The organism is Nitrincola lacisaponensis (assembly GCF_000691225.1).
GTDB classification, from domain to species: domain Bacteria; phylum Pseudomonadota; class Gammaproteobacteria; order Pseudomonadales; family Balneatricaceae; genus Nitrincola; species Nitrincola lacisaponensis.
Genome location: NZ_JMSZ01000034.1, coordinates 1 through 21,213, shown reverse-complemented (window position 1 = coordinate 21,213; position 21,213 = coordinate 1). Strand labels below are relative to the sequence as shown.

Annotated in this window: 24 protein-coding genes; 8 read left to right on the top strand and 16 right to left on the bottom strand. The window is 53.1% G+C overall.

Going from position 1 to position 21,213, the window contains the following annotated elements; translation table 11 throughout:
* Window positions 1-80: 80 nt before the first annotated feature.
* The 11 genes from ppk1 to radC form a co-directional block, all read right to left on the bottom strand.
* Complete coding sequence (gene ppk1, locus ADINL_RS13285; protein WP_084154529.1) at window positions 81-2,249, bottom strand: polyphosphate kinase 1; 2,169 nt, start codon at window positions 2,247-2,249, stop codon at window positions 81-83.
* 10 nt (window positions 2,250-2,259) lie between these two features.
* A complete protein-coding gene (hemB, locus tag ADINL_RS13280) occupies window positions 2,260-3,267 on the bottom strand; it encodes a porphobilinogen synthase (protein WP_036549047.1) in 1,008 nt (335 codons plus the stop codon).
* A gap of 338 nt (window positions 3,268-3,605) precedes the next feature.
* Window positions 3,606-4,643, bottom strand: a complete 1,038-nt coding sequence (locus ADINL_RS13275) for an MJ1255/VC2487 family glycosyltransferase (protein WP_036549044.1) — start codon at window positions 4,641-4,643, stop codon at window positions 3,606-3,608.
* A gap of 3 nt (window positions 4,644-4,646) precedes the next feature.
* Window positions 4,647-5,177 carry a phosphatase PAP2 family protein gene (locus ADINL_RS13270; protein ID WP_152547687.1) on the bottom strand — a complete coding sequence of 177 codons (531 nt, stop codon included), beginning with the start codon at window positions 5,175-5,177 and terminating at the stop codon, window positions 4,647-4,649.
* Window positions 5,178-5,261: 84 nt separating this feature from the next.
* Window positions 5,262-6,176, bottom strand: coding sequence for an alpha/beta hydrolase (locus tag ADINL_RS13265; RefSeq protein WP_239644389.1), 915 nt, complete (start codon window positions 6,174-6,176; stop codon window positions 5,262-5,264).
* A 28-nt stretch (window positions 6,177-6,204) separates the two neighbouring features.
* The gene (gene mutM / locus ADINL_RS13260) at window positions 6,205-7,017 is read right to left on the bottom strand and encodes a bifunctional DNA-formamidopyrimidine glycosylase/DNA-(apurinic or apyrimidinic site) lyase (RefSeq protein ID WP_036549042.1); all 813 of its coding nucleotides are present in this window, start codon (window positions 7,015-7,017) and stop codon (window positions 6,205-6,207) included.
* Window positions 7,018-7,908, bottom strand: a complete 891-nt coding sequence (locus tag ADINL_RS13255; RefSeq protein ID WP_036549038.1) for a DMT family transporter — start codon at window positions 7,906-7,908, stop codon at window positions 7,018-7,020.
* Between the two features lie 68 nt (window positions 7,909-7,976).
* Window positions 7,977-8,147, bottom strand: a complete 171-nt coding sequence (gene rpmG, locus ADINL_RS13250; protein WP_036511775.1) for a 50S ribosomal protein L33 — start codon at window positions 8,145-8,147, stop codon at window positions 7,977-7,979.
* Between the two features lie 11 nt (window positions 8,148-8,158).
* Complete coding sequence (rpmB, locus tag ADINL_RS13245) at window positions 8,159-8,395, bottom strand: 50S ribosomal protein L28 (RefSeq protein ID WP_036549036.1); 237 nt, start codon at window positions 8,393-8,395, stop codon at window positions 8,159-8,161.
* Window positions 8,396-8,630: 235 nt separating this feature from the next.
* Window positions 8,631-8,765: an entericidin A/B family lipoprotein gene (locus ADINL_RS13240; protein WP_036549034.1), complete on the bottom strand. Its 135-nt coding sequence runs from the start codon at window positions 8,763-8,765 to the stop codon at window positions 8,631-8,633.
* Window positions 8,766-8,872: 107 nt separating this feature from the next.
* Window positions 8,873-9,547, bottom strand: a complete 675-nt coding sequence (gene radC, locus ADINL_RS13235; RefSeq protein WP_036549031.1) for a RadC family protein — start codon at window positions 9,545-9,547, stop codon at window positions 8,873-8,875.
* A gap of 119 nt (window positions 9,548-9,666) precedes the next feature.
* On the opposite strand from radC, the gene coaBC reads away from it, so the two are divergent.
* The 5 genes from coaBC to slmA are packed head-to-tail and all read left to right on the top strand — an operon-like array spanning window position 9,667 to window position 14,318.
* Entirely contained in the window at window positions 9,667-10,902 is a 1,236-nt protein-coding gene (coaBC, locus tag ADINL_RS13230) for a bifunctional phosphopantothenoylcysteine decarboxylase/phosphopantothenate--cysteine ligase CoaBC (RefSeq protein WP_036549028.1), read from the top strand.
* Window positions 10,883-11,338, top strand: coding sequence for a dUTP diphosphatase (gene dut / locus ADINL_RS13225; protein ID WP_036549024.1), 456 nt, complete (start codon window positions 10,883-10,885; stop codon window positions 11,336-11,338). Before coaBC ends, dut begins: the two co-directional genes overlap by 20 nt.
* A gap of 30 nt (window positions 11,339-11,368) precedes the next feature.
* Entirely contained in the window at window positions 11,369-12,757 is a 1,389-nt protein-coding gene (locus ADINL_RS13220; RefSeq protein WP_084154528.1) for a phosphomannomutase/phosphoglucomutase, read from the top strand.
* Between the two features lie 29 nt (window positions 12,758-12,786).
* On the top strand, window positions 12,787-13,710 hold the full coding sequence (gene argB, locus ADINL_RS13215; RefSeq protein ID WP_036549020.1) for an acetylglutamate kinase: 924 nt from the start codon (window positions 12,787-12,789) through the stop codon (window positions 13,708-13,710).
* Window positions 13,707-14,318 carry a nucleoid occlusion factor SlmA gene (gene slmA, locus ADINL_RS13210; RefSeq protein WP_036549018.1) on the top strand — a complete coding sequence of 204 codons (612 nt, stop codon included), beginning with the start codon at window positions 13,707-13,709 and terminating at the stop codon, window positions 14,316-14,318. Before argB ends, slmA begins: the two co-directional genes overlap by 4 nt.
* Here the strand turns inward: slmA and ADINL_RS13205 are convergent.
* The 4 genes from ADINL_RS13205 to gpmI form a co-directional block, all read right to left on the bottom strand.
* Window positions 14,292-15,053, bottom strand: coding sequence for a divergent polysaccharide deacetylase family protein (locus tag ADINL_RS13205; RefSeq protein WP_152547686.1), 762 nt, complete (start codon window positions 15,051-15,053; stop codon window positions 14,292-14,294). The genes slmA and ADINL_RS13205 overlap by 27 nt on opposite strands.
* A gap of 61 nt (window positions 15,054-15,114) precedes the next feature.
* Window positions 15,115-16,401, bottom strand: a complete 1,287-nt coding sequence (locus tag ADINL_RS13200; RefSeq protein WP_036549015.1) for a S41 family peptidase — start codon at window positions 16,399-16,401, stop codon at window positions 15,115-15,117.
* Between the two features lie 22 nt (window positions 16,402-16,423).
* Window positions 16,424-17,560 (bottom strand): murein hydrolase activator EnvC family protein, encoded by a 1,137-nt coding sequence (locus ADINL_RS13195; RefSeq protein WP_036549011.1) that lies wholly within the window; start codon window positions 17,558-17,560, stop codon window positions 16,424-16,426.
* Between the two features lie 8 nt (window positions 17,561-17,568).
* Window positions 17,569-19,122 (bottom strand): 2,3-bisphosphoglycerate-independent phosphoglycerate mutase, encoded by a 1,554-nt coding sequence (gene gpmI / locus ADINL_RS13190; protein ID WP_036549009.1) that lies wholly within the window; start codon window positions 19,120-19,122, stop codon window positions 17,569-17,571.
* A 152-nt stretch (window positions 19,123-19,274) separates the two neighbouring features.
* On the opposite strand from gpmI, the gene ADINL_RS13185 reads away from it, so the two are divergent.
* The 3 genes from ADINL_RS13185 to secB are packed head-to-tail and all read left to right on the top strand — an operon-like array spanning window position 19,275 to window position 20,457.
* Window positions 19,275-19,691, top strand: coding sequence for a rhodanese-like domain-containing protein (locus ADINL_RS13185; protein ID WP_036549006.1), 417 nt, complete (start codon window positions 19,275-19,277; stop codon window positions 19,689-19,691).
* A gap of 2 nt (window positions 19,692-19,693) precedes the next feature.
* The gene (gene grxC, locus ADINL_RS13180; RefSeq protein ID WP_036549003.1) at window positions 19,694-19,954 is read left to right on the top strand and encodes a glutaredoxin 3; all 261 of its coding nucleotides are present in this window, start codon (window positions 19,694-19,696) and stop codon (window positions 19,952-19,954) included.
* Between the two features lie 23 nt (window positions 19,955-19,977).
* A complete protein-coding gene (secB, locus tag ADINL_RS13175) occupies window positions 19,978-20,457 on the top strand; it encodes a protein-export chaperone SecB (RefSeq protein ID WP_036549001.1) in 480 nt (159 codons plus the stop codon).
* A 5-nt stretch (window positions 20,458-20,462) separates the two neighbouring features.
* On the opposite strand, the gene ADINL_RS13170 is transcribed toward secB, so the two are convergent.
* The coding region (locus tag ADINL_RS13170) for a tRNA-uridine aminocarboxypropyltransferase (protein WP_204368248.1) at window positions 20,463-21,213 on the bottom strand (751 nt) is incomplete at its 5' end.

The window sequence follows — 21,213 nt, the reverse complement described above, 5'->3', positions numbered from 1 at the left end:
CCAGAGAAAACGGCGGTTCCTTACGGATACCGCCGTTGTTCAACTGTAACTTTGTCCCAGCTTTCAGCTATCGACAGTTGTCAGACCTTGGCGAACTCTTCCAGCAGCACTTGCTGTGCGCTGAAACGCTCTTCACCTTCCTGAGGCTGCAGCAAGGTATAGCTGCCATCCGAGTGCAGTTCCCAGCTTTGGCAGTTATCCTGCAGATAATACTCCAGTTCTCGCAAGATCCGCTCAGCATTACGGCCGGTCAACTGGAATCCGGTTTCCACCCGGTTGAGCATGTTACGCTCCATCCAGTCAGCACTGCTGCAATACACCAGCGGATCGCCGCCATTACCAAAGTAATACACCCGGGTATGCTCCAGAAAACGTCCGATAATCGAGCGCACCCGGATATTTTCCGAGATTTCCGGCAGACCGGGACGCAGACGACACATGCCACGAATAATCAGATCGATTTTCACCCCGGCCTGAGACGCCTCATACAGACCACGGATCAGCTTGGGCTCGGTGAGACCGTTGACCTTGATAATAATGCGTCCTTCCTTGCCCGCCTGCACCTGCCGGATCTCATTCTGCATCAGCTCCAGCATCCGCGCATGCAGGGTAAAGGGTGCGTTAAACAGCTTTTTCAGCTTCTGAATCTTGCCCATCCCGGTCAGTTGCTGGAACACCTTGTGTACATCTTCACCGACATCCTTATCACTGGTGATGTAACTGTAGTCGGTATACAGACGTGCCGTACCGGAATGATAGTTACCGGTACCCAGATGAGAATAACGCACCAGATTATTGCCTTCACGGCGAATCACCAGCATCATTTTGGCATGTGTCTTGTAGCCCACCACACCATACACCACCAGACAGCCAGCCTCCTGCAAACGGCTGGCTAACTGCAGGTTACTTTCCTCATCAAAGCGGGCACGCAGCTCAATCACTACGGTGACCTCTTTACCATTACGCGCCGCTTCCACCAGTGAATTGACGATATCCGACTTCACCCCGGTACGGTACAGTGTCTGCTTGATCGCAATCACATCCGGGTCCTTGGCAGCCTGGCGCAACAGATCAATAACGGGCGTAAATGACTGGAACGGGTGCAACAGCAGCTGATCGGTACGTCGCAGGATCGTAAAGATATCCTTGTCAGTTTTCAGCTTGTTCGGTACACCGGGCGTAAACGGCTTGTAACGCAAATTCGGACGCTCTACCAGATCGCGCACGGCCATCAGACGGTTCAGGTTTACCGGTCCATTGACTCGATATACCTGGCTGTCATTCAGATTGAACTCTTCCATCAGGAAGCCAATCAGTTCTTCGGGTGTACGCTGATCAACTTCCAGACGCACCGCATCACCATATTTACGCGAGTGCAACTCACCTCTCAGAGTACGCGCCAGATCCTCAATTTCTTCAAAATCAAAGCTCAAATCTGCATTTCGGGTGATACGGAACTGATAACAGCCTCTCACCTTCATGCCGGGGAACAGCTCATCCGCAAACTCATGAATGATGGATGACAGGAAAATCAGATTATCACCACTCTCGCAGATTTCATCCGGCAGACGAATCAGACGCGGCAGAGACCGCGGTGCCGGAATGATCGCCAGACCAGTTTCCCGGCCAAACGCATCCTTGCCTTCCAGCTGCACAATAAAGTTGAGACTTTTGTTGATCAGTCTCGGGAAGGGGTGTGACGGATCCAGACCTATCGGGCTGATAACCGGGACAATTTTCTCTTCAAAAAACTCTTTGACCCAGCGACGCTGATCCGTTGTCCAGATACCTCGACGCAGGAAGCGTATACCCTGCGCATCCAGAGCCGGAAACATGATTTCATTGAGAATTTTATACTGTCGATCAACATTGATCTCACAGATCTCCCGAATTTTTTCCAGCACTTTTTGCGGATGCATTGCATCCGGTCCGACATCTTCACGACCGTATTTCAACTGGCGCAACTGCTCGGCAACCCGGATCTCAAAAAACTCATCCAGGTTGCTGGAAAAGATCAGCAGGAACATCAACCGTTCCAGCAGCGGATGACCTTCGTCCAGCGCCTGTTCCAATACCCGCACGTTGAATTGCAGGTGGCTGAGTTCCCGGTTGATGTACAGCTCAGAGGCTCTCAGATCAACCGGGACCTCCTCGATCGGCTCAATCGTCGGCAGGATTTCCCGACTTTCCAACAGCGCTGCCGCGGCAGCAGCTTCTGCTTCAGCCTGATCGATGATCACGTCACTCATTCCCCACTCCTCAGTTCAGCGCCTGTGCTGCCCTGACCGCAAAATAGGTCAGAATACCGTCAGCACCAGCACGTTTGAATGCTAATAATGATTCCAGCATAACACTGCGCTCATCCAGCCAGCCATTCTGGAAGGCAGCCATATGCATCGCGTATTCCCCGCTTACCTGATAGGCAAACACGGGAACTTTCAGTTCATCCTTCACCCGACGGACAATATCCAGATAGGGCATGCCTGGCTTGACCATCACCATATCAGCGCCTTCGGCCAGATCCAGCGCCACTTCATGCAGCGCTTCATCACTGTTTGCCGGGTCCATCTGATAATTGAACTTGTTACTCTTGCCCAGGTTTGCCGCCGAACCCACTGCGTCCCGGAACGGACCATAGTAAGCACTGGCATACTTGGCAGCATAGGACATAATGCGCGTGTTCACATAACCCTGCTCTTCCAGCATGGCACGGATATAACCAATTCGGCCATCCATCATATCGCTGGGGGCCACCACATCGGCACCCGCCTCTGCATGTGAAATGGCCTGTGCAACCAGTGTTTCTATCGTGCGGTCATTCAGTACATAGCCCTGCTCATCGATGATGCCATCCTGACCATGTGTCGTGAAGGGGTCCAGCGCCACGTCTGTAATCACACCCAGATCAGGACAGGCATCCTTGATCGCCCTTACTGCACGCTGAGCCAGACCATCCGGGTTGAATGCTTCTTCACCCAGTTCCGACTTCACCTCAGCCGGAGTCACCGGAAACAGTGCAATTGCCGGAATACCCAGTGATACCAGTTCATGCGCCTGCTTGACCATCAGGTCAATACTTAGCCGTTCCACACCCGGCATGGACGCAACAGTCTCACGCACTCCTTGACCTTCGATCACAAAAGCCGGATAAATCAGATCATCCGGTGTGAGACGATTCTCTCGCATCAGGCGTCGAGAAAAGTCATCTGCCCGCATCCGGCGCATGCGGGTTTCAGGGAAGTAGCGCTGACTGTTATTAAATGCCACATTAAACTCCTACGAAGCTGCTAATTGAACGTAAAAACCATGACAGCAGTATGACAAAAAGGATCACACGCCAGACAGAAGTTTTTGCAAAAAAATCGATTTTTAGGAAAAACTCCTATATCAACTTCTGACAGGATTGGCATAATAAGTCCCATGGATCTCCTGTTCATGGATTGAATTTAAGGACGGTAAGCACAGCGACCAAGGATGCCGGGATAGCAAAAACATGACGTTTTGGGTTCGCAAGGATATGGATAACCAATAAAGGGGGGCGCATTATGGATAATGCGCCCCCTTTGCTTTTTCAGAAGGCCTATCAGCCAGATTCAACCACGACTTCAACTACTACGAACCGCTTGCCACACACGCCGGGCCAACAACTCACCCTGCAAGTCTTCGCCAGATACCAGCCACTCAGCAATGAATCGAGCCACATCCGGATAGCATATCGGCTCAGGCTCGGGACTCACTAACCAGTCTCGGACGCACTGCAAGTCAAATTTTGGCATCACTTCTGCACGCTGCATCTGTTGCAGTATACAGGCATTGGAATATTGCTCAATCTGTCCCTTCAAGGGCTTCGTCAGCAGCCTTTTCCCCAGCAACAGCGCTTCACTGCATAACCCGAACCCTGTATTACAAATCACCCCCTGACAGCGCTTCAAATCCTCCGGAAACGCCTGGCGACACAGAGGCCGAACCTCTACATAGCCATAACTCACGGCTTCAGGCACATCAGCGTAAATCCGAAAAGCCTGTCCGGTCAGGGGCTTCAACCAGGCAATGACCTGCTCAGTTGATTCAAAAGGCAGATACACCAACACAAATGGCGCAGGTTCAACCATTTCGCCATCAGTCACGCTGGGCAAACTGAGCAAGGGTGGCAGAATGGCTTGATCAAATGACTGCCAATGTACCCCTAGATAACGATCCAGTGGCGTAAACAGGTCCATCGCGGGTTTTAACCAGAAGGCCCGCTGAGTACCCGGCAGCGGATAACGCAATGCATATTGATGCGCCAACCCCAAGCTGGGCAGCTTCTGGCGACGGGCCGCCCAGGCAGAGACAGGTTCAAAATCATTCAGTAACAGATCATAACTCGACAGATCAAGCGATCGGACATCCGCCATAAACTCTCTGATGCGTGCCGATTTAAGCGTTTGCCAGCCATGTACCTGCCCTTCCCGCGTTACGAAGGTAAAGCCGGTACGATGCTGGAAGTCCCCGAAACACTGCATATCGAACAGGCGCTCTCTGGAACGCCCACTGAACAGAAAATCTACCGAGATACCGGCCTGCTGCAGCGCCGGCAATAATGCCCTGGCACGGGTAATATGCCCGTTACCGGTTGCCTGAACGGCATACAATAATCTCATTCATTAAAGCCCTACATACCAGAGTGCAGGCAAAGCACAGCAATAACCTAACAAGGCTCCCGCCAGAATATCTGCCGGATAGTGCACACCCAGTAAAACACGTGACAGTCCGATCAGCCCTGCCAGACTATAAACCCACCAGGCCATCGCGGGATAGCAGGCGGTCACCAGCGTAGCAAACACAAAAGCGGCCGCGGCATGTCCGGAGGGAAAACTGAAACGGTCTGAAGGATGTATCAGGGCATCAATCTGACTGAGACGATGGCAGGGACGATCACGCTGAATACTGTTTTTCAGTAACAGATAAACCGGCAATTCCAGTGCGAAGGCCAACAACCCGGCTAACAGGAACACCTTCCCCTGCAAAGGCTCCAGCCACCACAACAAGATCCCCACCAGTCCATAGAGATAGCCATCGCCACAACGGGAAACCCAGCGACTGAACAACTCTACAGGTCGAAATATACGATAGCCGTTAAACCAGAAAAACACCCGGGTGTCTGCAGCGCAGAGCTTTTCCAATGCGTGATGCATGCTGCCATCCTGACTTGATTATCAGTCTGGCATTATGCCGCCGTAAAAGTGACAGAGGGGTGAACAGCATATGACGTTTTGATGTCAAAGACTGATACGAAACCAGTGACTGACCTCAGCAATCAGCTTTTCAGGGTTATCCCAGGGAATCATATGCCCCTCGCCTTGCAGGGTTATCAGCTCAAATGGGTGCGTCATCGCATCGACCACCTGATGCGAATAACTCAAAGGCAGCACTTCATCATGCTCACCATGAATGATGGCAGCACGAAAATCATAACGCTTTTTCAACACACCACTACTGTGGGTGAACAGGCTGGCCAGCGTTCCCAACGGATAATCATACACAATTCTGGGGTCCTGGCTGATCTCACGTGCGGCTGGATGACCTGCCAGCAGTTGCTCATAATCAATAAAGCTTTTCATTGGCACGCGCAGCTGCGGGAAGAATAATGCACTGCCCCAGGTCCAGCTCCAGCCAAACTGGTGAATCAGATCCGGTGCAATTTCAGTGACTAACAGCGTGCCGCAGAGTACGGATTTCACTCTGGGATCCCGCTCGGCAAACGCCACGGCCAGCAACCCGCCAATCGAGTAACCATAGACACCCACTGGCCCACTGATGCGCTGTGTCAGATGATCCACTACTCTGGAGATGTCGACCATGACCTGCTCGACCCGGTAATCACCCCGACTGCCTGCCGAGTATCCATGACCCCGTAAATCTATACCTACAACATTAAAACCCTGATCACGGATGCCGGATAACAGCTCGGCATAGAGCTCACAGTAGGTACCAATACCAGGCAAGAAGACAATCAGGGGAGCGCTGTCAGCATAGTGATACAGCTCACAGTGGATTTGCTCATCCAGTGTCAGACACTCTCGGCGTTCCAGATAGGGCAACAAGCCCAGTTTTTTACGCAGGGCCTCCCGACCACTGGCAGACTCTGCTACTGTGTCGGAAAACAGACTCATCGGATTAAAAAAATCATTCATCGGTCTAAACCACTCGTTCGTTGAGTCATCATCGCTGGCATTCAGGGCAAAATACACTGCTGCGCTGCCCCAGGCGCACTTCTTTCAACACACTACCACACTGCTTGCAGGGCTCACCCTTGCGTCCGTAGACAAACAACTCCTGCTGGAAATAGCCGGGCTTGCCATCTCCCCCGACAAAATCCCGCAGGGTTGTACCGCCTCGGGTAATGGCATTATCCAATACCCGCTTGATTTCCACGACTAACCGCGCCAGTCGATTTGCAGAAATACGTCCAGCCGGACGACGCGGATCGATACCTGCTGCAAACAAGGCTTCACTGGCATAAATATTCCCGACCCCCACGACCACATGGTTGTCCATAATTCGCTGTTTGATGGGCTGCTTTCTGCCCTGGCATCGACTCAGCAGGTAGGCCGCATCAAAGGCATCACTCAAGGGCTCTGGACCAAGAGTCGACAATAATGGATGCTGGGTATTCAATGGCTGCCACAGCACAGCACCAAAGCGGCGCGGATCGGTCAGCCGGATCAGGTACCCATTGCTGAACTCAAGATCCACATGATCATGTTTCAGCGCCGGGGTACCGACTGGCAGCACTCGTAAACTACCAGACATACCCAAGTGCACCAGCAAATCACCCTGATCCAGCGCGATAAGAATATACTTGGCGCGACGATACACCCGCTGCACACGCTGACCCGGTAAAAGCTCGCCCAAGCTTGCCGGAACCGGCCAGCGCAACTGCGGCTGACGCACATGTACTGCTTGAACAGACTGCCCCTCAGTAAAGGGGGCGATCCCCCGACAGGTGGTTTCCACCTCTGGCAATTCTGGCATCTATTTCTCCACACCGGCTTGAGATGATGACCGTGGCTGCTTCAAGGCCAGATATACGCCCGTCACCGTCACCAGAATACCCAGCAATGCCAGGCCATTTAATTGTTCATCAAACAGCCACCAGGCTTCAATAGCTGTCAGCGGTGGTACCAGATAAAAATAACTGGCAACACGTGACACCTCACCCAGACGAATCATCAACATTAACAGCAAAATAGCGGATACGGACAGGCCAAACACCAGCCACAACAACGCCAGTACCAGATCACTGTGCCAAATCACTTCTCGCGTTTCAAAACCATAGGCCAACAACGCCATGCACAGAGCCGTGGACAGATATTGGTAAAATGATCCCGTCAGCAGATCCGTCTGCCCACCGAAGCGCTTCTGATACAGAGTACCCACCGAAATACTGAACAGGGAGATAATCACCGCCAGCAGTGCCGCAGGATGCACCTCAAACGTCTGCCCCAGCAAGCCACTGCCGAGCACCAGAGACACCCCAACCAAACCTGCCAGCAACCCCAGCCATTGCTGCCAGCGCAACGTCTGCCCCAACCCAATACGCGCCAGCAAGGCTGTCAACAGAGGCTGCAACCCGACAACCAGTGCCGTGACGCCGGCAGGCAACGCCAGTTTAATGGCGACAAACACACCACCCAGATAGATAGCATGGATCAGCAGTCCGACCACCATTTGATGTCCAGCTTCACGCGGAGATGGCCAGCGAGCCCGCAATACCAGAATCAGCAACAGGAAGACAACCAGTGTGATCAGCATGCGAATAAACAGCAGATTAAAGGGCTCTATCCAGGGCAGTGCGTAGCGGGCACCGATAAAACCGGTACTCCAGAGCAACACAAACAGGAAAGGTACAGACCGGATCAGCAAGGTTCAATCTCCGGAAAAAACAAAGCCCGGAACTGAAGCCGGGCTTTGGTCAGAAAGCAGACAATCAATTACTTGATTTTAGCTTCTTTGTAGATCACGTGCTTACGAACAACCGGGTCGTATTTTTTGAATTCGAACTTGTCCGGTGTATTACGCTTGTTCTTGTCAGTTGTGTAGAAATGACCGGTTCCTGCGGAGGACACCAGGCGGATTTTCTCACGAGCACCTTTAGCTGCCATCGTCTAACTCCTTAAACCTTTTCGCCACGGGCACGCAGTTCAGTCAGAACTGAGTCGATACCCTTTTTATCAATGATACGCATACCTTTAGAGGAGACGCGCAGACGTACAAAGCGGTTCTCGCTCTCTACCCAGAAACGGTGCCAGTGCAGGTTAGGCAGAAAACGACGACGCGTTTTACGGTTAGAGTGGGAGACATTGTTCCCGGTCATCGGGCCTTTGCCCGTTACCATGCAAACTCGAGACATTGCATTTATCCTGAATTCTGTAAGTTACTGTGGCTCTATCCGATGTTTATTGAAACCAAAGACCCGGTTTCTCAGGCGGAGCGTCCAATGTACCGGACAAAATACCGTACCATTAAGGGATAGAAGGGCGCACATTATACCTAACTGACATAAATACGCCAGCCCGATTGATGATTTTTTCACCAATACGCGCTGGCGTGTCATTTAAAGCTATTCAGGCAAAGCAATCCAGGCACTAACTTTCCTTGGCAGCTTCTTCCAATGCGGCTCCGCCACGCTGCACATCTTTTCCGACACCCTGAACCGTATTACAGCCCGCCAACACCATCGTCGACAGTAACAACAAAAACAGCATAGATATTTTTTTCATTTGACTCTCCTTGTTAAATTGCCCACATAAAATCATGGGCTTTACATCATTCATTTGTATGATTACGTCTATTAAGCTTAGTCAGACCTGTCCGGATTGGCAAAATGCTACAGCCAGCCCCGCTCAGCGAAAGACACCACCTCGGTATCACCGACCACCAAATGATCCAGCACCCGGATATCAACCAGGGCCAAGGCCTCCCGCAACCGCTCAGTAATCTGCCGGTCAGCCTGTGAAGGCTCAGCAACACCTGATGGATGGTTATGAGACAGGATCACAGCTGCCGCATTGGCCTGCAGCGCTAATTTGACCACTTCACGAGGATAGACCGCTGCTGCGTTCAAAGTTCCCTGAAACAGCGCTTCGTAGCGAATCACGCGATGCCGGTTATCCAGCAACAGACACGCAAACACCTCTCGCGCCTGATGACGCAGACGCGACGACAGGTATTGACGAACAGCCGTAGGGCTGTCGAGCACCGAATCTCTGACCAGAGCCGCTTCCAGATGACGCCTAGCCATTTCCAGCACTGCCTGAAGCTGGGCATACTTGGCCCGCCCGAGACCCGGAGCCTGACAAAAAGCACTCTCACTACTCTCCAGTAGTGGCCTCAATCCACCAAAGTGCTGCAACTGTTCACGCGCCAGATCAACAGCAGATTTGCCAGCCACACCTGTGCGCAAAAAGATCGCCAGCAGCTCGGCATCAGACAGCGCCTGCGCGCCCAGGGATAAAAGTTTTTCACGCGGCCGCTCTTGTTCGGGCCATAAACGTATCGACATGAGTTCACTTCCTTATGGATTATTGACCAGATCCTTCCAGTCCTGCTCTACGCAAATGCACAACGAGATGGTATCTTAGCGACTTATTCAATGGCTTGGAATCTTCGGACTCGCCGGGTATGCATAGACTTACTAACAGACACATTCTTCTGGGGATCACCGGGGGTATTGCCGCGTATAAAAGCGCAGAACTGACGCGCCTGCTGAAGAAAGCCGGGGCCGATGTGCGCGTGGTAATGACACCGGCAGCAACAGAGTTCATTACCCCTCTGACACTGCAAGCGCTCTCCGGACATCCGGTTCACCTGCAACTGCTCGACCCTGAAGCAGAAGCCGGGATGGGACATATTGAGCTGGCACGCTGGGCTGACCGCATTCTGATTGCACCCGCCAGTGCCGATTTTATCGCACGCTTCGCGGCAGGTATGGGCAACGACTTGCTCTCGACACTGTGCCTGGCAACGCAGGCACCTGTTTGTCTGGCGCCCGCCATGAATCAGGCCATGTGGAAAGATCCACAGACGCAAGCCAATGTCAGCAAGCTGGATGCTCAGGGGATCAAGATCTGGGGACCTGATGCAGGCGAGCAAGCCTGTGGTGACACAGGTCCAGGCAGGATGCTGGAACCGACAGATCTGGCAGAACGTCTGGCAGCCGAGTTTGAGCACCTAGCTCTCAGTGGCCGGAGTGTATTCATCACCGCAGGACCTACACGCGAACCGCTGGATCCGGTCAGATTTATTTCCAATCACAGCTCCGGGAAAATGGGTTATGCACTGGCCCAGGCCGCCGTCGATGCCGGTGCACGCGTCAAGCTGATCAGCGGCCCCGTCAATCTGGAACCACCTGAGCGGGTGGAGCTGGTCCAGGTAGAAACTGCCGAACAGATGCTGGCGGCCTCTCTGGATGGACTCGCCGAATGCGACCTGTTTATCGGTGCGGCAGCCGTTGCCGACTATCGGCCAGTGGCCATCGCCGAGCACAAGATCAAAAAGGGCCATGAAGAGATCATGGAGCTTCGACTGGTCAAAAATCCCGACATCATTGCCACGGTTGCCGCTCAGCCACAGCACCCCTTTACCGTTGGCTTTGCCGCAGAAACACGTGATTTGCTGCACTATGCCCGGGACAAGTTGTTACGTAAGCAACTCGATCTGGTGATCGCCAATGACGTTTCGGCTCCCGGTATCGGCTTTAACAGTAACGACAATCAGGTCACCCTGGTCAGCGCCACTACAGATCAGACGCTGCCTCAGACATCAAAACGCTTGCTGGCAAGACAGCTGATAGAGCACCTTGCCGACTATCTTAATCATGCGGAGCCAACACCTTCAGATGAAAAAGCTACAGGTTAAAATCCTTGATGCCAGAATTGGCACTGACTTCCCTTTACCCAGTTATGCAACACCAGGTTCTGCAGGGCTGGATCTGCGTGCCTGCCTGGATGGTCCTCTGACACTGGAGCCAGGCCAAACCGAACTGATACCCACCGGGCTGGCGATCCACATTGATGATCCCAACCTCTGTGCCATGATCCTGCCCCGCTCCGGGCTGGGCCATAAACACGGCATAGTACTGGGCAATCTGGTCGGGTTAATCGACTCGGATTACCAGGGACAGCTGTTTGTCTCCTGCTGGAACCGCGGTCAACAGAGCTTCGTCATGGAGCCGGGCGAACGCATGGCTCAGCTGGTACTGGTGCCGGTTGTACAGGCTGACTTTGAAGTGGTCAGCGAATTTACTGAAAGTAATCGTGGCGATGGTGGTTTTGGCTCATCTGGCCGCCACTGAATTCCGCATAACCTGACAGAGGGAGTTGATGTGAGCTATTTACTGACTGAACTGGATACTGAAATCTTCCGCGCCTATGATATTCGCGGAATTGCGGGCAGCGCCTTGACCGACGCACTGGTATGGCACCTTGGCCGGGCATTTGCGGCTGAAGCACAGCAACAGGGCATCAAAACCGTCGTTGTGGCTGCAGATGGACGTTTATCCAGCCCGGGCTTTAAAACCTGTCTGAGCGAGGGACTGCTGGCCGGTGGCTGCGATGTACTCGACATAGGCTTTGTACCGACTCCCACCCTCTACTTTGCCGCTCACCAGCAGGCAGATAAAACCGGTATCATGATCACCGGCAGCCACAATCCCGCGGATTACAATGGCTTCAAGATGATGATGGCCGGTCACACCCTGTCTGGTGACGATATTCAGGCACTGCGTCAGCGAATCGAACAACGTCGCTACACAGAGGGCCAGGGTACACTGCACAGCGAAGACCTGAGTGAAGCCTACCTCAAACAGATCACTGATGATGTCAAACTGCGGCGTCCGCTTAAGGTGGTTGTCGACTGTGGCAATGGCATTCCAGGCAACCTGGCACCGGAGCTGATCAAGCGTCTGGGCTGCGAGGTGATCCCGCTGTTCTGCGATGTAGATGGCACATTTCCCAATCACCACCCCGATCCAGGCAAGCTGAAAAACCTGCAGGATGTGATCCGTGCAGTAGCAGATCACCAGGCGGATCTGGGACTGGCATTCGATGGTGACGGCGATCGGGTCGGTGTGGTAACCGATCAGGGGCATGTCATCTATCCTGACCGGGTGATGATGCTGTTTGCTGAAGACGTACTGACGCGCAATCCGGGTGCCGAAATCCTGTTTGACGTAAAATGTTCACGACTTCTGCCCAAAGTGATTGAGGCCGCAGGTGGCAAGGCGACCATGTGGAAAACCGGTCACTCCCTGATCAAACAGCAGATGAAAGCCTGCGGCGCACTGCTGGCGGGTGAGATGAGTGGACATATTTTCTTCAAAGAGCGCTGGTTTGGTTTTGATGACGGCCTCTACAGTGCCGCACGCCTGCTGGAAATTCTGTCACACCGAACAGATACAGCAGAGGTGATATTCCAATCCTATCCCGAGGATATCAGCACACCGGAGATCAATATTGAAGTCCGTGACGACACCAAATTCACACTGGTTGCAGCACTTCAGCAGCTCACCTTCGAAGGCGGCCAGGCCAGCCATATTGACGGTGTTCGCGTAGATTATGCGGATGGCTGGGGATTGGTACGCGCCTCCAATACCACGCCGATGCTGGTGCTACGCTTTGAAGCTGAAACCGATGCAGCCCTGCAACGTATTCGCGATGCCTTCCAGGCACAGCTGGACCAGGTCGCAACCGGCCTGGTCATTCCTCATGAATAAGCTACTCAGATAAATAAGGTACTCGAACCATGCCTCTGACTCGCCAACAAGCCATTGATACATCTCGCATTCTTAGCGAAGCCATGCCCTATATCCAGAAATTTGTCGGCAAAACCATCGTGATCAAATACGGTGGCAATGCGATGACAGATGAAAAGCTGAAAGCCAGCTTTGCCCGTGACATCGTGATGATGAAACTGATCGGCATTAACCCGATTGTGGTACACGGCGGCGGTCCGCAGATTGGCAACCTGCTTGAGCAGTTGAAAATTGAATCACACTTTGTCAATGGTATGCGTGTCACCGACTCCAAAACCATGGATGTGGTAGAAATGGTACTGGGCGGCATGGTAAACAAGGAGATTGTCGGCCTGATCAACAGCGCTGGCGGCAAGGCAATCGGTCTGACCGGCAAGGACGGAGAACTGCTGCGGGCACGCAAACTGCGCGTCAAGCACAAGACCCCGGAAATGGAAGCGCCAGAAATCATCGACATTGGCCATGTCGGTGAAGTGGAAAGCGTGAATATCAAAGTACTGAAAATGCTGGAGAACTCCGACTTCATTCCGGTGATTGCACCGATCGGTGTGGGCGCTGATGGGCATGCCTACAACATCAATGCGGATCTGGTTGCAGGCAAGGTTGCTGAAGTGCTGATGGCTGAGAAACTCATACTGCTGACCAATATTGCCGGTCTGCTGGATAAGGAAGGCAAGGTGCTGACCGGGCTGTCCACGCAGCAGGTCGACGCACTGATTGAAGATGGCACTATCTATGGCGGCATGCTGCCGAAAATTGATTGTGCGCTCAGTGCCGTCAAATCCGGTGTCAATACGGCACACATTATTGATGGCCGGGTCGAACATGCCTGCATGCTGGAGATTTTCACCAATGAAGGCGTGGGCACGCTGATCACCAACAAATCCCTGTCTGTTCCAGGAAACCCCGCATGACCGACAAGCAGCAACTGAAGATTTCACGACGAGAGCAGATTCTGCAAGCGCTGGCACAGATGCTGGAAGGTAACCCGGGACAACGGATTACAACCGCTGCACTGGCAAAAGAAGTGGGTGTTTCCGAGGCCGCACTCTACCGTCACTTCCCCAGCAAAGCGCGGATGTTCGAAGGGCTGATTGGCTTTATTGAAGAAACGCTGTTCACCCGTATCAAATTGATCGTCACCTCTGAAGCAAGCGGTGTACGTCAATGCGAACAAATCCTCACTCTGCTACTGGCGTTTGTGGAAAAGAATCCCGGCATGGCGCGCATCCTCACCGCAGATGCGCTGGCCGGTGAAACGGATCGGCTGCGCGGACAGGTCAACCAGTTATTTGAGCGGATGGAAACCCAGCTCAAACAGATCATGCGTGAAGCGGAACAGAAAGAAGGGATTCGCACACAGATTCCGGCGGGCTCTTGCGCCAACCTGCTGATGGCTACGGCTGAAGGTCGAATCCGTCAGTTTGTCCGCAGTGAGTTCCGTCGCCGCCCCACCGAACACTGGCCAGAGCAGTGGCCACGGCTGGCCGAAGGTTTATTCCGTCGTCAGGCTCAGAGCTGAGTCAGTCACGGCTGAAGCGTTCGCCAAACGAGCCATTTCCGCCTCCTGCATCAAATATGCGGAGGCGGTGACCCGCTGAATACCCAGTTCATCCAGCAACGGCAGCCCCTTTTCCAGATACGCCAGGGTTTCCGGATAGGGATGACCGATCACCACAACCTCGCCCTCTCGCTGAGCTACCGCCACGGCGTGCAAAAAACGCTCTTCAATAGCCGCACTGTCAATTTGATGATCCAGGAAGACCTGACGCTCCAGCACCGGCACCCGTGCTTCTCTGGCAATATCAGCGGCTACAGTTTGTGCCGTGGTACGGCTGTCGATAAAAAACAAATCTCGTTCACGCGCCACCTCCATCGCCCAGCGCATCGGCTGGACCTGCTGTGTCAGCAGGCTGCCCATATGATTATTGAATCCACGCGCCATCGGCAGAGAGTCAAGACTGTGCCGCAATACCTGTTTGAACTCTGCTTCGGATTGATGTGGATACAGGCCGCCAGGGCCCAGTGGCAGATTGGCCATATTCGCCATCGGCGCGTGCAGAATAATTTCCTTGCCCGGCAGAGTAACCGCGAGCTCCGACAGCATCTGAGCATGCGGTGTAAACGGCAATACCGCATAGGTAATCGGCCCTGGCAAGGCCAAGGCCATCTTGCCCTGATGAGCATTGGTACCCAGATCATCCAGTATTAACACCATTCTGGGAGACAGACTATCCGCCCACACGGACAGTGACAACAGTAATCCGATGCACAGGGCTCCCCAGCGGAGCCCAGGGTGATAAGCCTTCAACACACCGTCACAAGCCTCGTCCAGCCTGCAGAATATTCAGCGCCTTGAGCAGATTCAACGCTTCATACAACTGATAATCACGCTGCCCCAAGGGTTCCTCTGCATCACGACCGCTGCGTACCGGATCATCACCTTGCAAATGACCGCTCAGGTCACGCTCACGTATCTGTCCAGCCGGTGACTCTATACGGGTAATACGTGCATCTTCAACCACCACATCCGGACGAATACCGTCGGCCTGAATGGAGCGTCCACTGGGTGTAAAATAACGTGCAGTGGTAAGCTTGACCCCGCGACCAGAGCTGACCGGCAGAATGGTCTGCACCGAGCCTTTACCAAAGCTGTCGGTACCCATAACAACTGCCCGACGATGATCCTGCAACGCTCCGGCAACAATCTCTGAGGCAGAGGCTGAACCGGCATTGATCAGGACGACCAGCGGGATATCCGCGGCGGGTGTCTCAGGTGTGGCGCTGAAGCTTAATTCAGAATTCGGCAGCCTGCCATCGGTATACACGATCAACCCTTCGGACAGGAAGGCATCGCTGACCTGAACCGCAGCCTGAAGCACACCACCTGGGTTGTTACGCAGATCCAGCACGATCCCGTTGAGTTCACCCATCCCTTTCAGGGTTTCGATTGAACGCAGCAGCTGTTCAGCCGTATTGTTCTGGAACTGGCTGATTCGGATCATGCCATAACCCGTTTCCAGCAAACGGTGACGGACACTGGTAACACTGATCGAAGCCCGCTCCAAAGTCACCTCAAAAGGCTTCTCTACGCCGTCACGAACCAGCGTCAAGGTCACTCGGGTACCAATACGACCGCGCATTTTATCTACGGCTTCATTCAGAGAGATGCCCTGAGTCGACTCATCACCAATCTTGGTAATCAAATCACCTGCCTGTATACCGGCACGCTGCGCAGGGGTATCGTCAATGGGCGCAATAACGCGAATGAAACCATCCTGCAAGCCGACCTCGATACCCAATCCACCAAACTGCCCGGATGTGTGTACCTGAAGGTTCTCAAAAGCCTTGGCATCCAGATACGCCGAATGAGGGTCCAGACCACTGAGCATGCCCCGAATGGCATCTTCCAGCAGTTGCTGATCCGTGACCGGCTCCACATAGGCAGACTTGATCCGGTCGAACACCTCAGCAAACAGGCGCAGCTCCTCAACCGGGATAGACGGTGCTGTCGAGTCACCCTCTGCCTCAGGCGTTGCCTGTAATACGCTGCTGAACAGCGTCAGTGACATTAGGGACAATAACAGGATAGGCAAACGTTTCATCAGTTGATCCTCTCCGGCCTGTTCAGGGCCTGCTCAGCCATTCCGACGGATTCACCGGTTTTCCCTGGTGACGTATGGCAAAATAAAGTCCAGTTTCCTCATGTCCACCACTGTTACCCACAGTGGCTATCGCCTGACCGGCACTGACCCAGTCTCCGGGTTCACGCAACAGGGTCTGATTATGACCATACAGACTCATGTAACCACCACCATGGTCCAGTATCATCACCAGACCATAGCCTCGCAACCAGTCCGAGAACACCACCCGACCATGGTGTACAGCTCGCACATCCGCACCGGTACGACCGGCAATCAACAGCCCCTCAAACGAGACACCACTGCGCTGGCTGCCAAAGGTCCGCAGCAGGTTACCCTGTACAGGCCAGGGCAGACGTCCTTTCAGCGTAGCAAATTCCTGGCTATCCTGCGCCAGACGAGAGGCCTCCAGGGAGCGTTGAATTTCAGCCAGTAACGCTTCCAGCTCTTGCTGATCGCGTCGCAGGCTGGTCAGACGCTGCTGCTCCTCCTGCTGCACCTGATTCAGTCGGGCCAGGGCTGCCTGGCGATCCGCCCGTGCTTTTTCCAGTTGCTGCTGCTCAGCTGTGAGACGCTCACGACGTTCAGCAATCTGCTGTTCTGTCGAGCCGATGTCCTGATGTGTCTGGCCCAACTGTTGCAACTGTTGTTGATACGTTTGTAACTGCTGTGTCAGTTCAAGATTGAGATGATCATAGTAACGCAGCATGCGATCCAGACGCTCAGGATCTTCCTGTTTCAACAACAGCATCAACCTCGGTTGTCGTCCCTGTCGATACTGCTCCTGTATCAACTGTTCAACCAGCTCACGTCGTTCCGCCAAAGCCGTTTCAAGCTCAGTCCGCTGAGCCTGCAAACCCTGCATATTCACATCCAGCTGCTGCAGCTCCTGGTCCAGGGCACGCAAATCGGTCATCACCCGGTTAATCGAGCGTTCGGCCTGAGCCAGTGCCTGCTGTTCATCCTGTCGCTGCTTCTCACGGTCAGCGACGCGCTGCTGCAACTGTGCAATATCACGCTTCAAGCGTTCCAGCTGGGCAGCTGTCGCCTGAGCATCCTGCGCAGATGCCACGGGTATCAACACCCAGCAACACAGCAACAAAGGCAATAACCATTTCAGCATGAAACGGTTCAACCCAGCTGAATCAGTGATTTTCCGGTCATCTCTGCAGGAACAGGAAGATCCATCAAATACAGCAGGCTGGGGGCCAGATCGCACAATGCACCATCACGAATTGCCACATGCGCCGCACGTGGACCATCATAAATCAATGCCACTGGCCAAATGGTATGCGAGGTATGCGGTTGGCCCGTTTCAGGATCCTGCATCATTTCAACATTGCCATGATCTGCCGTAATCAGTGTTTCACCCTCAACACTGCGCATCGCATCCAGCACCCGGCCGATACACTCATCCACCACTTCAACCGCCTTGACGGCGGCATCAAATTTACCGGAGTGCCCGACCATATCACCGTTAGCAAAATTGCAGACGATCAGGTCATACTGACGGCTCTTTATCGCCTCGACCAGCTTGTCTGTCACCTCATAAGCACTCATTTCCGGTTTGAGGTCATAGGTGGCAACCTGAGGTGAAGGCACCAGAATACGCTCTTCACCTGGATATACGGCTTCCTGGCCGCCATTGAAGAAAAAGGTCACATGAGCATATTTTTCGGTTTCTGAAATACGCAGCTGCGTTTTCCCCAGCGACGACAGGTATTCACCCAGATCGTTATGCAAGGCTGTCGGCGGAAATGCGCAGGCCGCCTGAATATCACTGGCGTACTCAGTCATCATCACATAGGCGGATAATTGCGGACGCTGGCGACGTTCAAAACCACTGAACTGATCGCCTTCTATTAGCGCACGGGTGATCTCACGCGCGCGATCCGGACGGAAGTTGGCAAAAATAACGGCATCACCATCCTTGATAACACCCTTCGGATGGCCCGCCATGTCCGTAATCACCGTCGGTTTGACGAATTCATCATTCTCATCACGTGCATAGGCTTCAGCCAGGGCTTGCTGTGCGGATTGGGCATAAAAACCACCCTCTCCCGACACCATGGCGTCATAGGCCTGCTGTACCCGATCCCAACGATTATCCCGGTCCATGGCATAATAACGACCGATAACGGTTGCTACAGCACCACAGCCCAAACGCCGGAACAACGCATCAGCCTTTTCCAGCGACGGTTCGGCAGAGCGTGGCGGCATATCACGACCATCCAGAATAGCGTGCAGATAAACGTCTTTCAGTCCACGCTCAACTGCCATTTCAGCCAGTGTAAACAGGTGATCTTCATGGCTGTGTACGCCACCCGGTGAAAGCAAACCGGCAATATGTAACGCCCCACCAGCTGCCAGCGCCTTATCAATCGCTTCGGTCAGCGCCGGGTTTGTGAAGAAATCACCATCCGCAATCGATTTGGAGATACGGGTAAAGTTCTGGTACACCACACGACCTGCACCAATATTCATGTGCCCCACTTCTGAGTTACCCATCTGTCCTTCTGGCAGACCCACCGCCATACCGGACGTGGCGATGCGAGAATTAGGGTTATTCGCCAGCAGGGCATCCCAATTCGGGGTACGTGCCGCTTCAATTGCAGAAGAAGGTGTCGATTCAACACCAAATCCATCCAAAATAATCAGAGCTTTTGTAGATCGTGTATCACTCATGGTCGGCCATCTATATGCTGAAAGTGAGAAGTAGATGCATTTTACTGCCTATATGCCTTTAAGGCTAACACAGATACGTTTTACCCTTATCCCGGCTGGCCGTACATTGTATACTTGGCAAAGTTTTTTGAGTTCACATAACGGAAACCCAGATGGAAAGAATTTTTGAGTTTATCGGCAACCACCCTCTTCTGGTCACTGCATGGCTGCTGACATTAGCCGTCCTGCTTTGGACAGAGAAACGTAAATCCGGTCGTTCTGTCACCCCGGCCGAAGCCACGCGCATGATCAATAAGGAATCCGCCGTGATTCTCGACATCCGCACCAAGAAAGAGTGGGATACCGGCTATATTGCCAATTCACGCCATATCCCGTTTGCGGACCTGGATCGCCGTATCACTGAGCTCGACAGTTTCAAAGACACTCCGGTGATTGTTGTATGTAATCTTGGGCAAACCGCTGGCAGCGCAGGCAAGAAGCTGAAAACAGCTGGTTTTACTCAGGTTTCCCGGCTGTCAGGCGGTATTACTGAGTGGAAAGCTCAACACCTCCCAATCGTGAAGAAATAGTTATGGTTAAAGTCACTATCTATACGACCCGCACCTGTCCTTTTTGTCATCGGGCAAAATACCTGCTGGACAAGAAGAAAGCGGTCTATGAAGAAATCGATGTCGGCAATGATCCTGCCCGTCGCCAGGAGATGATTCAGCGCAGTGGGCGCAATACGGTTCCACAGATTTTCATCAATGACTTCCACGTGGGTGGTTGTGATGAGCTCTACGAACTCGACCTGGAAAGCAAGCTGGATCCATTGCTCGACCAACCCGCATAAACTAACGCACAAGGATTATTCACATGGCAGAAACCAAAGCCGCTCCACAATTTGCCCTGCAGCGGGTCTATCTGAAAGATGCCTCTCTGGAAACCCCGGAAGGTGCTGCTGTCTTTACCAAAGGCTGGAAACCAGATGTTAAGCTGGATCTGAATACCAAAACCAGCCAGCTGGATGAAAGCCACTACGAAGTCGTACTGACCCTGACCGTCACAATCAAAAATGATGAAAAAACTGCACTGCTGATCGAGTTGCAACAGGCTGGTATCTTTATCATCAGTGGCCTGGAGGATCAGCAACTGGGTCACACCCTGGGCGCCTTCTGCCCAAGCATTCTGTTCCCCTATGCACGTGAAACAGTCGACAGCTTCATGACACGTGCCAGCTTCCCTCCACTGATGCTGGCTCCTGTCAACTTTGATGCCCTATATGCGCAGCAGTTACAGCAACGCGCTCAGCAGCAGAAAGCAGCTGAGAACGGCGCAGCGGAAGAAACACACTAAGCCGCTCATGCAGGTGGCGCTTCAGCCACCTGCAGATTTCGTCCTTTGGATGCATAATAACCTTCGTTAAACAGTCGAAAGTTATGCATCAACACCTCTGCACCCTCTCTGTCGCCTAGCTGCTCCAGCAATGCAACCGCCACCTCTGCCGTGCATAAATGATGCTCTGTATCTGACTTACGTAAAAAATAACGGCTATGCTGCAACACTTCAGGTTCGATAACCGGCAAATCCTGCAAATAGGCACTATGACGAAAAATACGTCTGGCCTGACGCCAGGTACCGTCTGGAATGATAAACAGAGGTCTTGCAGACAGCTCGGACACATCACGAACCATTCGATGGCTATAATCCGGTGCCTCAGGGAAAACCAGACAGGCATCACCCGGACGCTGCTGTAGCAAGACTTCAAACTCGGTGGCCATGCTCAATCGCTGCCATTCTGAAATGCCAGCAGAGGGAAAACTCTGTAAGATCAGCCGCCCTGTATTGGAAGGCTTATAGAACTCATTGTGGTGCATCAACAACCAGAAATCAGCGGCAGCTTGCGTATGGCGCAGTGCTGAACAAATACAGCAGGTCTCAGGTAACCGGCAATTTTCACAACGCGATACCTTAGAGCCTCTGGCATTAAACGGCTTACGTGGAAACGCGGGATTTACATCTGGCATGCGCATGATATGACTCACACAAACAGTTAGAACAGAAACCATCAAGACTTCATGTGACTGAAATACAAAAAGGGCCACCCAACGG